This window comes from Litchfieldella xinjiangensis (assembly GCF_000759345.1).
In the GTDB taxonomy this organism is placed as follows: Bacteria; Pseudomonadota; Gammaproteobacteria; order Pseudomonadales; family Halomonadaceae; genus Litchfieldella_A; species Litchfieldella_A xinjiangensis.
Genome location: NZ_JPZL01000002.1, coordinates 90,780 through 105,622 on the forward strand (window position 1 = coordinate 90,780; position 14,843 = coordinate 105,622).

The 14,843-nt window shown below is 63.6% G+C and carries 17 protein-coding genes; 10 read left to right on the top strand and 7 right to left on the bottom strand.

Translation table 11 applies throughout. The features are described 5' to 3' along the window. Nucleotides 1-62: 62 nt before the first annotated feature. The 5 genes from JH15_RS07965 to rimI all read left to right on the top strand — a co-directional run bounded on the left by JH15_RS07965 (nt 63) and on the right by rimI (nt 3,609). Entirely contained in the window at nt 63-449 is a 387-nt protein-coding gene (locus JH15_RS07965) for a hypothetical protein (RefSeq protein WP_043529235.1), read from the top strand. Between the two features lie 95 nt (nt 450-544). Further along, a complete protein-coding gene (locus JH15_RS07970; RefSeq protein WP_197053292.1) occupies nt 545-1,966 on the top strand; it encodes an MFS transporter in 1,422 nt (473 codons plus the stop codon). 59 nt (nt 1,967-2,025) lie between these two features. Continuing rightward, nucleotides 2,026-2,337: a BolA family protein gene (locus JH15_RS07975; RefSeq protein WP_043530538.1), complete on the top strand. Its 312-nt coding sequence runs from the start codon at nt 2,026-2,028 to the stop codon at nt 2,335-2,337. Then, nucleotides 2,334-3,158, top strand: coding sequence for a hypothetical protein (locus JH15_RS07980; protein ID WP_043529237.1), 825 nt, complete (start codon nt 2,334-2,336; stop codon nt 3,156-3,158). The genes JH15_RS07975 and JH15_RS07980 overlap by 4 nt, the downstream gene beginning before the upstream one ends. Further along, entirely contained in the window at nt 3,151-3,609 is a 459-nt protein-coding gene (rimI, locus tag JH15_RS07985) for a ribosomal protein S18-alanine N-acetyltransferase (protein ID WP_043529239.1), read from the top strand. Before JH15_RS07980 ends, rimI begins: the two co-directional genes overlap by 8 nt. A gap of 67 nt (nt 3,610-3,676) precedes the next feature. Here rimI and JH15_RS07990 read toward each other — a convergent pair whose 3' ends face one another. Then, a complete protein-coding gene (locus JH15_RS07990; protein WP_043529241.1) occupies nt 3,677-3,883 on the bottom strand; it encodes a cell division protein ZapB in 207 nt (68 codons plus the stop codon). Between the two features lie 101 nt (nt 3,884-3,984). Beyond that, a complete protein-coding gene (gene rsmD, locus JH15_RS07995) occupies nt 3,985-4,629 on the bottom strand; it encodes a 16S rRNA (guanine(966)-N(2))-methyltransferase RsmD (RefSeq protein ID WP_043529243.1) in 645 nt (214 codons plus the stop codon). A 90-nt stretch (nt 4,630-4,719) separates the two neighbouring features. Here rsmD and ftsY point away from each other — a divergent pair, with 90 nt between their 5' ends. The 4 genes from ftsY (at nt 4,720) to rpoH (ending at nt 8,839) form a co-directional block, all read left to right on the top strand. Next, nucleotides 4,720-6,174 (top strand): signal recognition particle-docking protein FtsY, encoded by a 1,455-nt coding sequence (gene ftsY, locus JH15_RS08000; RefSeq protein ID WP_043529245.1) that lies wholly within the window; start codon nt 4,720-4,722, stop codon nt 6,172-6,174. Nucleotides 6,175-6,193: 19 nt separating this feature from the next. Continuing rightward, the gene (gene ftsE, locus JH15_RS08005) at nt 6,194-6,862 is read left to right on the top strand and encodes a cell division ATP-binding protein FtsE (protein ID WP_043529247.1); all 669 of its coding nucleotides are present in this window, start codon (nt 6,194-6,196) and stop codon (nt 6,860-6,862) included. After that, complete coding sequence (ftsX, locus tag JH15_RS08010) at nt 6,859-7,836, top strand: permease-like cell division protein FtsX (protein WP_043529248.1); 978 nt, start codon at nt 6,859-6,861, stop codon at nt 7,834-7,836. Before ftsE ends, ftsX begins: the two co-directional genes overlap by 4 nt. 136 nt (nt 7,837-7,972) lie before the next feature. Continuing rightward, entirely contained in the window at nt 7,973-8,839 is an 867-nt protein-coding gene (rpoH, locus tag JH15_RS08015) for an RNA polymerase sigma factor RpoH (RefSeq protein WP_043529250.1), read from the top strand. 77 nt (nt 8,840-8,916) lie between these two features. On the opposite strand, the gene slmA is transcribed toward rpoH, so the two are convergent. The 5 genes from slmA to coaBC form a co-directional block, all read right to left on the bottom strand. Continuing rightward, nucleotides 8,917-9,534, bottom strand: coding sequence for a nucleoid occlusion factor SlmA (slmA, locus tag JH15_RS08020; RefSeq protein WP_043529253.1), 618 nt, complete (start codon nt 9,532-9,534; stop codon nt 8,917-8,919). A 92-nt stretch (nt 9,535-9,626) separates the two neighbouring features. Then, nucleotides 9,627-10,541, bottom strand: coding sequence for an acetylglutamate kinase (argB, locus tag JH15_RS08025; protein ID WP_043529254.1), 915 nt, complete (start codon nt 10,539-10,541; stop codon nt 9,627-9,629). Nucleotides 10,542-10,599: 58 nt separating this feature from the next. Beyond that, the gene (locus JH15_RS08030; RefSeq protein WP_043529256.1) at nt 10,600-11,991 is read right to left on the bottom strand and encodes a phosphomannomutase/phosphoglucomutase; all 1,392 of its coding nucleotides are present in this window, start codon (nt 11,989-11,991) and stop codon (nt 10,600-10,602) included. 134 nt (nt 11,992-12,125) lie between these two features. After that, on the bottom strand, nt 12,126-12,626 hold the full coding sequence (dut, locus tag JH15_RS08035; protein ID WP_231566403.1) for a dUTP diphosphatase: 501 nt from the start codon (nt 12,624-12,626) through the stop codon (nt 12,126-12,128). Continuing rightward, a complete protein-coding gene (gene coaBC / locus JH15_RS08040; RefSeq protein WP_043529258.1) occupies nt 12,623-13,906 on the bottom strand; it encodes a bifunctional phosphopantothenoylcysteine decarboxylase/phosphopantothenate--cysteine ligase CoaBC in 1,284 nt (427 codons plus the stop codon). The genes dut and coaBC overlap by 4 nt, the downstream gene beginning before the upstream one ends. 127 nt (nt 13,907-14,033) lie before the next feature. On the opposite strand from coaBC, the gene radC reads away from it, so the two are divergent. Further along, complete coding sequence (gene radC / locus JH15_RS08045) at nt 14,034-14,708, top strand: RadC family protein (protein WP_043529260.1); 675 nt, start codon at nt 14,034-14,036, stop codon at nt 14,706-14,708. Nucleotides 14,709-14,843: the final 135 nt, after the last annotated feature.

Here is a 14,843-nt window from a genome sequence, read left to right on the forward strand (position 1 = left end):
TATTGGTAAGCGGTGAGGCTAGCACCCATAATGATCTGCGTTTCGACGTCGAGGAGAGACCGATGAAGCTGCTCAACCGCTCCGCCCTGAGCGTCAAGCCGACCCAGGCCTTTCTGGACTGGATCAACTCCCTGGAGCCGACGATCGGCGACGACGACCTGACGCTCGACGATGTCGATCATGAGAATACCGTCTACCTGATCCCCGAGATGGACACCCCGGAGGCGCTCCAGGCCTTTGTGCGTGAGCGCTACGTCGAGATTCTCGAAAGCGAATTGCGCGCCTGGGAAGAAGACGAGCGCCAATGGCCCAAGACGCTGGACTGGGCGCTATTCCAGCGCTTCGTACAGGTCGAGCACAGCTATCTGGCTGTCGACCTGGATGACGAGGCACCACTGGAGATCGCCGAGCTCGACGATTCGCTCATGATGGAAGCCGATCAGGACTGAAACTGAGACCAGCCGGGCCCGGCCCGGCGCGTCTTCGGTAACCGGCTGCGGCCGGTTTTTTTATCGCACGTTGTCATAGCACGGACAGGAACCCCATGATTCGACTGTTCGAGACCCGGCCCGGTGACGATGGCCTCCCCGGTCGCGAACGACGGCTCGCCGTGGTCGCGATGGTGCTTGGCACCTTGTTGTCGGTTATCGATACCACAATGATCAATATCGCCCTGCCGTCGATCGCCCGGGATCTCGAGGTGCCCGCGTCGCGGGCGGTGTGGGTGCTGAGCATCTTCCAGATCGTCTGCGCAGCCACCCTGTTGCTGTTTGCCTCGCTGAGTGAGCTGCTCAGCCGGCGACGACTCTACATGGCCGGGCTGGCCGTGTTCACCCTGGCCTCGCTGGGGGCGTCGCTGGCGCGCTCGCTCGAGGTCCTGCTTCTCTTTCGAGGGCTGCAGGGGCTGGGTGCCGCTGCCACCCTGTCGATCGGGCCGTCGCTGTACCGGATGATCTTTCCTACACGCCTGCTGGGTGCTGCCATGGGAATCAGCGGCATGGTCGTGGCAGCGGGATATGCCTCGGGCCCGACCCTGGGCGGGGTGGTGCTTTCCATGGTCGAATGGCCGTGGCTATTCGCCATGAACGTGCCGCTCGGGGTGCTGGCGCTGACCATGGCATGGCGAGCGCTGCCGACTGAGCCACGCCGCCAGGGTGGCTTCGACATGCTCGGGGCGGTCTATTCAGCCCTGATGCTGGCGGGGCTGTTCCTGGCACTGGATACCCTGGGCCATGGGGGGGCCGGCTGGGAAATTGCCGGCTTGCTGATGGCCAGCCTCGGGGCCTTGTGGCTGTTCCTGCGTCGCCAGCGCAGAGCGAGTCATCCCCTGTTGCCATTGACCCTGTTCGACGAGCCGCGCTTTCGTCTGGCGATCATGGTATCCGGCCTGGCCTTCATCGGTCAGGGCCTGGCCTTCGTGGCGCTATCGTTCCTGTACCAGCAGGAGCGAGGCATGACGCCCCTGGAAACCGCCTGGCTGTTTACACCTTGGCCGTTAACGATCATGTTTGCCGCCCCGTTGGCTGGACGCCTGGCCGATCGGATGAATCCCACCGCGTTATCCACCCTCGGGCTCGTGCTGTTGCTGTGCGGGCTGGTGTCGCTGGCATTGCTCGATCCCCAGGCGAGTCTCGCCGATAGCCTGTGGCGCACGGCCTTGTGCGGGTTGGGCTTTGGTCTGTTTCAGGCGCCCAATAATCGCGAAATGATGAGTAGTGTGCCCAAGGCGCGCAGTGCCAATGCCTCGGGCATGATGAGCACCACTCGCACCATGGGCCAGTCGCTGGGTGTGGCACTGGTCGGCATGGTATTGGCGGCGGGGCTAGATTCGGTTCAGGGCACCCTGTGGATCGGCGCCGCGGCCTTGGCGCTGGCCGTGCTGGTGAGTATGAGGCGCATCCCGCTGACGGCGGCCGCGCCGAACGGCGACACAGACGCCGTACAGACATCGCAGCAGGCGAAGTGAGTGGTTACAATGAGAAGGGTCATCCGACACGGAGCGCACCCATGAATGAGACAATTGCCATGAGTATCCAGGCGAGTATCGAAGACAAGCTCCAGGCGCTCGAGCCGGACTTTCTGCAAGTCGAGAACGAGAGCCACAGGCACAGTGTACCGGCCAATTCCGAGACGCACTTCAAGGTGACCCTGGTCTCGTCCCGTTTTCAGGGGCTGATGCCGGTGAAGCGGCACCAGCAGATCTACGCGGTGCTGGCCGAAGAGCTGTCCGGGCCAGTGCACGCCCTGGCACTGCACCTTTATACGCCGCAAGAGTGGCAATCGCGCGGCGGAAACCGCCCGGATTCACCCAACTGCCGGGGCGGTAGCCAGGCGTGACCACCGAACCGCAGCGCCTCCAGTACCTTGAAGCGATGGGCCTGACGGCTTGGACGGGGCGCTATCGCCTGCCCAATGCCCGCCCAACGCCCGAGTGCGAGTGGGTGCTGCCCGAGGAGCCGCCCGCCAAGTCACCCAATGAGCGGCTGCATCACCTGCTGGAAGCGATACCCGAGAGCCCGGCGGCGGCGCCGTCTACCCCGAGCGCGCCCCCGTCGCGTCCGCATGGGCGGGCGCGGGCGCTGCTCGGCGACTCGCCGACCGAAGTCCCCAAGCAACCAGACACACCCGAACGGCACGTCGCTAGCGAGCCCACAAGCGAGGCGGCCGCTGCAGAGGGTACGACACCCCAGCAGCCGTTGCGCTTTACCTTGCAAATCGCTGCTCTCGATCGGCGCTGGCTGGTATGGACCCCCGAGGAGGCACCGCCTTCGGGAATGTCACGCCAGTTGTTGAGCAATATCCTGGCAGCCGCCGGCATCGAACCGGCTCATGCGATCGAATTCCAGACGTTTCGCTGGCCGATGATGGAAGGGCTACCCGTGGAGTCGCCGCTCGACGAAGCGCGTGAGGGGCTTCGTGCCTTCCTGGCCGGACGTGAGGGATGGCATCCCGAACGACTGCTGTTATTTGGCGAGGACGAGACGCTGGCGGACGTGCTGGCAATCGAGGACGAATACGCCACACTACTCGGCCTTCCCGTCTGGCGGGGGCCCTCGTTCGATGCGCTGGCCTCCCGCGCCGAAGCCAAGCGCGCCATACTTCCGCTGCTCAAGTCGTGGCAAACATCCTGGCGCCAAGGGCGCACGTCCCATGACTGAGCCCAGCCTGCAGCGTCTGGCGCCGCTCCATCTGGAGGAGGTGCATGCCATTGAGCAGGCTGGCCAGGAGTTTCCCTGGTCGCGAGCTCACTTGGCGGAAGCACTGAACGATCCTCAGGTGGCGGTCTGGGGGGCGTACGAGGAGGACGAACTGCTGGGATTCGCCATTCTCGCCCGGCAGCCTTTCGATGCCGAGCTGCAGGCGGTTACCGTGGCTCCCGAGGCGCGTCGTCGAGGTATCGCCAAGGCCTTGATGAACGCGTTGCTCAACCAGGCAAGGGCGTGGGGTAGCGAGCGTTGGCTGCTCGAGGTCAGGGTCGGCAATCGGGCGGCGATTACGCTCTATCGTCGCTTTGGATTTAGCGAGGACAGTCGTCGCCAAGGATACTATCCGGCAGCGTCGGCGCATTTGCCACGGGAAGACGCCTTGCTCATGTCGCGTCCCGTATAGGCCCGCCTGCCCTAACGCCAAACGCGCCACGCGGGCGCGCTTGGCAAGTCTGAATGGGTATCGAAATTCAGGAGACGGTGGAATCGGTGTCGCTGGATTCCAGCTCCTGGAACTTGCCCAGCAGCGCATTGAGGCGCTGTTCCCACTCGTCGTGTTCCCGCTTCAAGCGAGCGTTCTCCTCGCGCAACTCCTCGGCTTCCATCTTCAGCATTTCGATGGCTTCGACGGCGTTGGTGACCTTCTGCTCGAGTTGATTGAAGAGTTCGATGCTCATCCTGTTCTCCTGGTATCTTGCGGCTGCTATGCGGCATCGGGTCGATGCTGGCATGCATATCCGGGGCTCGTCAGGCCGCAGCGTACGCCGCCTCTCGCGGCTCAGCAACCGTCGCTGGGTGGCGACGCCGTTCGCCGGTAGAGGCGTCCCGTACTGTCACCGGCCCTCACCTCGCGGTGTCGCTCCCAACTGGCGGGCACGTCGGGCTCGAGTTCATGTTCCGTCTCCACATAGATATACGCTACAGCGGCAAGCCAGCCGCGGTTTTCCAGTGCGTGGCATGACACGGCGGCCAGGTCCTGCCGAAACGGGGGGTCGAGGAAGACGAGATCGTAGGGTGAAGCAGGTCCTTCGAGGAAGGCAGCGGCATCGGCCGCCACGACCTCGCCCCGGGCGTCAAGCGTGTTCAGGTTATCCTTCAGGGCCCTGGACACGGCCGGGTTTTTCTCGACGAAGCAGGCCGCCCGCGCGCCCCGCGAGAGGGCTTCCAGGCCGAGGGCGCCGGTGCCGGCATAAAGGTCCAGCACGCTAGCGCCAGGACACGCCTGGGCCAGCCAGTTGAACAGCGTCTCTCGCACGCGATCCGGTGTGGGGCGCAGGCCCGGGCTGTCGAGTATAGGCAGCAGGCGACGGCGATATTCACCGCCGATGATGCGCAGCTTGCCGCTGCCCTTGTGTCCGGCAGCAGGGGGAGCGACATTCTTGGGGTTCCCGCGGCGGGGGCGGGAGGAGGATCGACGGTTCATGGCGAGCAATTGTAGCGCCCGTGTTATCCACAGTCATGGTTCGCGATGGTAGGATGATCCGATTCTTCAGCGGCGAGTACAGATCAACCCATGTTCGGATTTTTCAAGCGCAAGAAGAAGCAGGACGAGACCCAGGCCGAGCGCACTCAGGACGAGGCGCTGTCGAATGATGAGCTAGCCGAAGAAGCGCGCTCAGACGACCCGGCCGAGGCGCCGGTTCACGAGCACGATCCTGAGCGTGACGAAGTCGTCGAGATCGAACCTCGGGAGCCCGAGCGTGAGGCGGCTCGTCAGGTACTCGACGGCGACATCGATCCTCGTGATGGCGAGACGGGCCTCGAGGAAACGCCAGTCGAGACCCCGCGTAGCGATCTGGCCGAGGATGCCGTGGCCAAGCAGGCTGCAGAGGCCACCCATGCGCCTGAGCCGCAACCTCATCCCGAGCCCTCCCGTCCTGAGCCCGGTTCCCCACTCGAGAAAACGCCCGAGGCGGAGGAGGGGGCCTCAACGACATCCGAGGAGCCCCACCAGCCCGATCAAACGGCTTCACCGATAGCGGATACCGCCCCCGAAAAGCCGGCAGCACCCGAAAAGCCAGCCGCAACCGAAAAGAAGGGCTGGTTCGCCCGCATTCGCGCCGGGCTTGGCAAGACCCGCGCCAACCTGACCGGCGGGCTCGCCGACCTGTTCCTTGGCAAGAAGCAGATCGACGACGAGCTGCTCGAGGATCTCGAGACCCAGTTGTTGATGGCCGACGTGGGTATCGATGCGACCACCGAGATCATCGAGCGGTTGACCGACCGCGTCTCGCGCAAGGAACTCAACGAGCCGCAGGCACTTTACCGTGCACTGCAGGAGGAACTCACGGCCCTGCTCGCGCCGGTCGCCCAGCCCCTCGAGCTGCCGCCCAAGGGCCAGGGGCCCTTCGTGATTCTCATGGTGGGGGTCAATGGGGTCGGCAAGACCACCACCATCGGCAAGTTGACCAAGCACTTCCAGGCCGAAGGGCGCAGTGTGATGCTGGCGGCCGGTGACACCTTCCGGGCCGCGGCCGTCGAACAGCTCAAGGTATGGGGCGAGCGCAATCATGTCCCCGTGATCGCCCAGCATACCGGGGCGGACAGCGCCTCGGTGATCTTCGATGCCCTGTCCGCCGCCAAGGCACGTAATGTCGATATCCTGATTGCCGATACTGCGGGTCGCCTGCACAACAAAGGCCCGCTCATGGAGGAGCTCAAGAAGGTCCGCCGGGTGATGGGCAAGATCGATGACACGGCGCCACACGAGGTGATGCTGGTACTGGATGCCGGCACCGGCCAGAACGCGCTGTCCCAGGCCAGCACCTTCAACGAGGCCGTCCCGGTGACCGGCATTACCCTGACCAAGCTCGACGGTACCGCCAAAGGCGGCATCATCTTTGCCCTGGCCAAGCAATTGGGCACGCCGATCCGCTATATCGGGGTGGGTGAAAGCCTCGATGACCTGCGTCCCTTCGCGGCACAGGATTTCGTCGAAGCGCTGTTCAGCGCCGAGGAACGGCCGTGAGGCAGGAAATCGCCCGTTCATGATCGCCTTCGAACACGTCGGCAAGCGTTACGGGGGCCGGTTCGAGGCCCTCGCCAATATCGACTTCCATGTCGGGCGCGGTGAGATGGTCTTCCTTACCGGCCACTCCGGGGCGGGCAAGAGTTCGTTGCTACGTCTGGTGATGCGTCTGGAACGCCCGTCCCGCGGCCGTGTGCTGGTGGCCGGGCACGATATCGGCCGCCTGCATGCCAGCCAGGTTCCTTATTACCGGCGCCAGATCGGCGTGGTCTTCCAGGACCACCAGTTGCTGTTCGACCGGTCGATCTACGCCAACGTCGCGTTGCCCCTGGAGATCCAGGGCGTCGAGCCTCGAGAGGCGGCCCGTCGCGTACGTGCGGCCCTCGACAAGGTCGGGCTGTTGCATCGCGAGAGGGCACTGCCGATCGAACTGTCCGGCGGTGAGCAGCAGCGCGTGGGCATTGCCCGGGCGGTGGTCAACAAACCGGCACTGCTACTGGCCGATGAGCCGACCGGCAACCTCGACCCGCAACTTTCCGCCGATATCATGCAGCTTTTCGAAGATTTCAACCGAATCGGTACCACCGTAATGATTGCCAGCCACGACCTGGCCTTGATCGCTCGTTTGCGTCATCGCGTGCTTCGGCTTCGAGAAGGTCGGCTGGTGGCCGACGAGGGGGCCGAATGAACCCCAGGCCGTCACCCTCTCCCCGTCGAGGCGCCCGCGCGCAACGTACCCGGCCCCGCAGCCGAGTGCGAGCCTGGGCACGCCACCATCGGGCCATGTGCCTGGATAGCGCGGGTCGGCTGATTCGTCACCCCCTGGGCAGTATGCTGACCATGCTGGCCATCGCCATCGCGCTGGTGTTGCCGGCAGCGCTATGGCTGACCCTCGACAGCGCCCGCCTGATCGATACCGAGCTCGAGCAGAGCGCGACCTTGACGGTGTACCTGGAGACGCAGATCGACGATGCCCAGGCCCAGCGTGTCGAACAGGCGCTCGCGGCGCATGATGGGGTGGCCGGAACGCGCCTGATCACGGCGGCTGAGGGTATGGCGGAGTTCCAGCAGGCGTTGGGACTCGACGATGCATTGAGCCGCCTCGAGACCAACCCCCTGCCGGCGAGCGTGGTGATCACGCCGGTGAATCCCGCCCCCGACGCCGTACGTGACCTGGCCGAGGCTTTCGGGAGCATCCAGGGCGTGGCGGATGTTCGCCTTGATCTGGCGTGGCTCGAACGCCTTCGGCGTCTGGCCGAGCTGGGCCATCACCTGGCCATCGCCTTGGGAGCGCTATTCGGTCTGGGTGTATTGTTGATCGTCGGCAATACCGTACGCCTGGCCGTAGAGAGTCGGCGACAGGAGATCGAAGTGGTCACGCTGATCGGAGCCACCCATGCGTTCGTACGGCGGCCGTTTCTTTACAGCGGCGCCTGGTACGGTCTGGGCGGTGGATTGCTGGCCTGGGCCCTGCTGAGCCTCGGCGGGCAGTGGCTGGCAATGCCGGTCGCGGCACTTGCAGAAAGCTATGGTGCACATTACCAGCTGCCTCGCCTGGATGCTTCGGGCTCGGCAGTACTACTCTTTTGCAGTACACTATTGGGCCTGCTGGGCGCATGGATCGCCGTCGGCCGTCACTTGGCCCAGATGCGAGCGCACTGAGCAACGTGCAGGACATGGCGTCCCGCAAGGCGGTTTTCAACGTCATCGCCGGGAACCTTCGGCCGATATTGCGTTCCTAGTAGAGGTCGATATCATTAGGCACCTAACTAGACATCTTGACGTGGAGACATAGGCAATGAGCACCCGTCTTCAGCCAGTCGGTCAGCTTTCACCGGGCCATGACCTGAATGGTTACATTCAGGCCGTCAATGGCATACCCGTGCTGACGGCCGAGGAGGAGCGCGAACTGGCGTTTCGCCTGCACGAGCAGAGCGATCTCGAGGCCGCGCGTCGTCTGGTCATGTCGCATCTGCGTTTCGTGGTGCATATCGCACGTAGTTATTCCGGTTATGGCCTGCCGCAGGCGGACCTGATCCAGGAAGGCAACGTGGGCTTGATGAAGGCCGTCAAGCGGTTCGACCCCACCCAGGGCGTGCGCCTGGTGTCGTTCGCGGTGCACTGGATCAAGGCCGAAATTCATGAGTACGTTTTGCGGAACTGGCGGATCGTCAAGATCGCCACGACCAAGGCGCAGCGCAAGCTGTTCTTCAATCTGCGCAGTGCCAAGAAGCGCCTGGCCTGGCTGAACAATGACGAAGTCGAGGCCATTGCCAAGGATCTCGACGTCAAGCCCGAGATCGTGCGTGACATGGAAGGGCGTCTCTCTGCCTACGATGCGGGCTTCGATGCGTCTCCTAGCGATGACGATGAGTCCAGTTATCAGGCACCCGTGCATTTCCTCGAGGACGTTCGTTACGACCCGGCCGTGCAGCTCGAGGATAGCGACTGGGAGGAGGACTCCTCACGGCGGTTGCAAGTGGCGCTGGAGTCTCTGGATGATCGTTCCCGGGATATCCTGCAACGGCGTTGGCTCAATGAGCCCAAGGCCACCCTGCATGAGTTGGCGGACGTTTATGGTGTGTCTGCCGAGCGTATTCGTCAGCTCGAGAAGAACGCCATGAACAAGATCAAGGCGCAGCTTGGCGACACCTTGGCGGCGTAATCCGAAAGCCTCGCTAATATGATTTTACAAAAAACCCCGGCCAAGGCCGGGGTTTTTTGTGGGTGAGCCGGGTAGCGCTAGGCACGGGCGATATGCGGCACGTCCATGAGTAACTGGTTGGCCAGCACAGGCCACTGCGCTTCCCAGTGTTCAGTAGGGCGTCGACGAAAATCGCTTCTGACGTATTGGGTAATACAGCCTTCAGCATAGGTCAGTAGCAGGTTGGCCGCGCTGGCGGCCGGTAGTGTCGTGCGACGACCTTCGCGTATTTCCGCTTCGCGCAGGATCTGCTTGAGCTGGGTTTCCAGCCGTTCGAACAACTGATTCATGCGCTGGCGCAAACGCGACGTTTCGCCCGTCAGCACATCGCCACCCAGTAGCCGCGAGAGCCCCGGGTTCTTTTCGGCGAACCCCAGCAGCAGCATCATGATCTGCTGGCAGCGGGGCAGCGCGTCCGGGGTATCGTCGAGGATGCGCCGGATGCGCTCGAACAGCGTCGCTTCGATGAACTCGATCAGCCCTTCGAACATGCGTGCCTTGCTGGGAAAATGGCGATAGAGGGCCGCCTCCGAGACCCCGACCTGGCGGGCCAGGGAGGCAATGGTGATGCGCTTGCCGCTATCTTCTTCGAGCATGAGTGCCAGCGACTGAAGAATCTGGTCGCGGCGACTCTGCTTATCTGGTTCCTGCGTCATGGTTTTCTTCTAATGATTCGTTGTTAGTCTCATCCTACTGTCAGGTTAACGGCGGAGCAACGCTTCGCTTGAGCCTCGCTTGCTGCTCGAGTTTAGTCCATGCCAGTCCGGCCCGAGGGGGTGATTTGCGTGCCTACCCCAGCATTGGTGAAGATCTCCAGCAACGAGGCGTGGGGAACGCGGCCATCGATGATATGGGCACTCTCCACGCCGCCCTTGACGGCATCCAGGGCGCAGCGAATCTTGGGGAGCATGCCGCCATAAATGGTTCCGTCCGCGATCAGCGCATCGACCTGCTGGGTCGACAGGCCGGTCATGACCTCGCCCTCGGCATTCATTAACCCGGCAACATTAGTCAGTAGCATCAGCTTTTCGGCGCTCAGCGCTTCGGCGATCTTGCCGGCGACCAAGTCGGCATTGATGTTGTAGCTGTTGCCCTTGTCATCCACCCCGATGGGGGCGATTACCGGAATGAAATCACGTTCGGCGAGCATTTCGATCAGATCGGTGGAGACGTGCTCGACTTCACCGACATGGCCGATGTCGATGATCTCCGGCGCGGTCATTTCCGGCGTCTTGTGCTCGACCTTGAGTTTGCGTGCACGAATTTGAGCACCGTCCTTGCCGGTCAGGCCGATGGCCTGGCCGCCACACTGGTTGATCAGGTTGACGATGCTCTTGTTGACCAGGCCACCGAGTACCATTTCCACGACATCCATGGTTTCGGCGTCGGTGACGCGCATGCCATTGACGAAGCGCGACTCGATCTTGAGCTTGGCCAACAACTCACCGATTTGCGGGCCGCCGCCATGCACGACGACCGGATTGATGCCGACTTCCTTGAGCAGCACCATGTCGCGGGCGAAGGAGTCGATCAGCGTATCCTCGGTCATGGCGTTGCCGCCGTATTTGACGACGATCGTCTTGCCGGAAAAGCGCTGGATATAGGGGAGGGCTTCGGAAAGGACTTCGACCACCTGGCGGGGGTCGCGGGTGTGTTCGGTCATTGAACTCTCTCGTCGTGCCCGCGACGCCAGGTAGGCGTCGCGGGCCGCTCATCTTGGATCAGTAGGGCAGTTCGATATTCGGCTCGACCTGCTTCAGGGCGGCGCCGAAGCTGTCCTGAATGCGCTTCAGGGCGGCCTCGCTCTTGCCTTCGAAGCGCAGCACCAGTACCGGGGTGGTATTGGAGGCGCGGCACAGGCCCCAGCCATCGGGATAGTCGACACGGATACCATCGAGGGTCGTCTTGACGCCATCCTCGCCGAAATCGCCGTCCCGGGCCAGGCGCTCGACGATATCGAACTTGTTCTCGTCGGTGACCTCGATATTGAGTTCGGGGGTGCCGATATCCTGGGGGAAACGGTCGAAGAAGGCATCGGCGTCGAGACCCTGCTTGGCGAGAATCTCGAGCAGGCGAGCGGCACCGTAGATGCCGTCGTCGAAGCCGTACCAGCGCTCCTTGAAGAAGATGTGCCCGCTCATTTCGCCGGCCAGCAGGGCGCCGGTTTCCTTCATGCGTCCCTTGATCAGCGAGTGGCCGGTACGCCACATTTCGGGCGTGCCGCCGGCGTTCTCGATCACCTGCGCCAGGTTGCTGGTGCACTTGACGTCGAAGATCACCCGGGCGCCCGGGTTGCGCTCGAGCATATCCTCGGCGAAGGCCATCATCAGCCTGTCGGGATAGATCAGTTCGCCCTTGGGCGTGATCACGCCGAGGCGATCACCATCACCGTCGAAAGCCAGCCCGACATCGGCACCGGTCTCCTTTACGGTGCGGATCAGGTCCTTGAGGTTCTCAGGCTTGCCGGGGTCGGGATGGTGGTTGGGGAAATTGCCATCGATCTCGGCGAACAGCGGGATGGTCTCGGCACCCAGGCGCTCGACCAGCTTGGGACCGAGCTCACCGGCGACGCCATTGCCGCAATCGACCACGGCCTTGATCGGACGCGCCAACGAGATATCGCCGACGATGCGATCCAGGTAGGCATCCCGCACGTCTTCCTGGCGAACGCTACCCTGGCCTTCGGTGAAGTCGCCTTTCTCGATGCGCGTATGCAGCGCGGTGATCGCTTCGCCGGATAGCGTCTCGCCGCCGAGCACGATCTTGAAGCCATTGTAGTCGGGCGGGTTATGGCTGCCGGTGATCACGACTCCAGAGGTGGTGTCCTGCAGGGTGTTGGTGGCGTAGTACAGCACCGGGGTCGGCACCATGCCGATATCGATCACGTCGCGGCCGCTGGCGGTAAGGCCACGGATCATGGCCTCCTGCAGGCGAGGCCCTGACAGCCGGCCATCGCGGGCGACGATCACGCTCGATTCGCCACGTGCGGCGGCCTCGCTGCCGATGGCGCGGCCGATGAGCTCGACGGCGTCTTCGGTGAGGGTGTCATCGACGATGCCGCGAATGTCATAAGCGCGGAAGATCGATGCGGGTACGTTAGTTGTCTGGCTCATAATCTATCCCTAAGTCGTGGTTCCAGTTGGAAGCGCGCTGCACGCACGCGACGGCTCCTCAGCTTGGGGCTCGGCTGTTCCTCCATGACGGCGATTTGCCGTGGACCGCGCCGAGCCAGGACGGTGTGTTCTGTTCAGTGGCGGCCGGAGCTGCCGAAGCCACCGCTGCCGCGCAGGCTGGCGTCGAAATCCTCCACCACCTCGAGTTCGGCCTGTACCACCGGTACGAGCACGTACTGTGCCAGGCGTTCTCCCGGCTCGAGCACGAAGGCCCGTTGGCTGCGATTCCAGACCGAAATCATCAGCTCGCCCTGGTAGTCCGAATCGATCAGCCCCACCAGATTGCCGAGCACGATGCCATGCTTGTGACCCAGGCCCGAGCGGGGCAGGATCACGCCTGCCAGGCCGGGGTCGGCAATGTGTATGGCAAGCCCCGTATGCACCAGCTCGCTCTGGCCGGGTGCCAAGGTCAATGGCGCATCGAGAATCGCTCGCAGGTCCATGCCGGCACTGCCCGTGGTGGCATAGGTGGGCAGCGGGAAGTCATGCACCCGCTCGTCGAGAATCTTGACGGCAAGCCGGGGCTTGGCGGTGGGTGTCGTCTGGGTTTCCGGCATAGGCAGCGTATCGGTCATGAAGGTTCCTGTTCGGCGGCGATGATGCGCCGGTGCGCGTCGAGGCGCTCGAGAATCGTGTCGATTAGGGTAGCGGCCATGGCCTGCTTGGTCTGCTTTGGCAACTCACGGCATTCCGCCACGCCATCCGCTCCAGGCCACAGCACGAGGCCGGCATTGTCATTCGAGCCGAATCCCAGGCCTTCCTGGGCGACGTCGTTGGCGACGATCATGTCGAGACGTTTGCGAGACAGCTTGTCGCGGGCATGCGCTTCTAGGTCGCGGGTCTCGGCCGCGAAGCCGACGACCAGGGGCCAACTGCCGGCACGCTGCCGGACGACTTCGGCGATGATGTCCGGATTCTGAATCAGGTGCAGATGAAGGTCATCCTGCCCAGGCTGTTTCTTCAGCTTGTGCTCGGCAGGCGATGCCACGCGATAGTCGGCGACGGCGGCGCAGCCGATGAAGACATCGGCCTCGACGGCGTGGCGTGTCGCCGCCTCGAGCATGTCCTCGGCCGTGGTCACGTCGATACGCCTTACGCCGGCAGGTGGCGTCAAACTCACCGGGCCGCTTATTAGAATCACTTCGGCACCCAGGCGGGCCGCGGCCTCGGCCAGCGCATAGCCCATCTTGCCCGAGCTGTGGTTGGAGAGATAGCGCACCGGATCGATGGGCTCGCGGGTGGGGCCGGCGGTGATCACGAATCGCAGGCCGTTGGCCGGGCGGCGCGTACCATCCTGGCGCGCTGCGTGATCGGCGCCCTCGCTCAGGCGAGCGACGATCGCCTCGGGCTCGAGCATGCGGCCAGGGCCGATATCCCCGCAGGCCTGATCTCCCGCATCGGGGCCCAGCAGTGCCCAGCCGTCGGCCTCGAGCCGGGCGGCGTTGCGTCGGGTGGCCGGGTGGCGCCACATGGCCTGGTTCATGGCTGGCGCCATGGCACGCTCGGCATCGCTGGCCAGGCACAGGGTGGTGAGCAAATCATCGGCCATGCCGTTGGCCAGTCTTGCCATCAGGTCGGCGGTGCCCGGTGCGACGAGGATCAACTCCGCCCAGCGGGCCAGTTCGATATGGCCCATGCCGGCTTCCGCCTCGGGATCGAGCAGCGAGGTGCGCACCGCCTCGCCGGTGAGCGCCTGCAGCGTCAGCGGTGTGATGAACGCCTGGGCACCGTCGGTCATCACCACGCGCACCTCGGCACCGGCTTTCTTGAGAAGCCGTGCCAGGTGGGCGCTCTTGTAAGCGGCAATGCCGGCACTGATGCCGAGCAGGATACGTTTGCCGAGCAGTGTTGACATGTCAGCGTCCGAACGAAAAGCTAGATTACTAACCTTAACATCGGTGCCGGATTTTGCGTAGCTAGGGTCCGGCCGATCCCGCATGGACTCATGTCTCGCGGGAGTAAAAAAAAGGATGCAGGGACGCATGTCGATCCGAAACTGGCCCGAGGGTGAACGTCCCCGGGAGAAGCTGCTGGCGCTGGGTGCGGCGGGGTTGTCCGATGCCGAATTGTTGGCAATTTTTTTGCGGGTGGGAGTGAAAGGGCGTTCGGCGGTGGATCTGGCTCGCGATCTGCTTTCCGGATTCGGCGGCCTGCGCCAGCTGCTCGAGGCGGACAAGACCCGCTTCTGCGCCGAACACGGCCTGGGGGAAGCCAAGTTCGTGCAACTTCAAGCCGTGCTGGAGCTGTCACGGCGACATCTGGCCAGCCAGCTCGAGCGTGGCGGGGCGCTGACGTCACCTACCCTGGTGCGCGCCTACCTGGCCTCGCAGTTACGCCACCTGGCTCACGAGGAGTTCGCGGCGCTGTTTCTCGACACCCAGCATCGGGTGATCCGCTTTGAGTCCCTGTTTCGAGGAACGCTCGACAGTGCCTCGGTGTACCCGCGGGAGGTGGCCAAGCGGGCGCTGGAGCTGGGTGCCGGGGCCGTGATCTTTGCTCATAACCACCCCTCGGGGGTTGCTGAGCCGAGCGATGCCGACCGCCGCATCACCACCCGACTCACCGAGGCACTGGGGCTGTTCGAGATTCGTGTGCTCGATCACTTCGTGGTGGGCGACGGTGAGGTGACATCCTTCGCCGAGCGCGGCTGGATCTAGGTGGGGCACCGGCTGTGCTCGGTCATACGGCGTTGAATCTAGCTTCGCAATGCTCATTTAGCGGGCTAAACTCCGCTTGCTCAGCAAGATTCGCCTTGTCTGGCCTTCGCTCGCTCGGTTCTCTGGCTTTGCTTG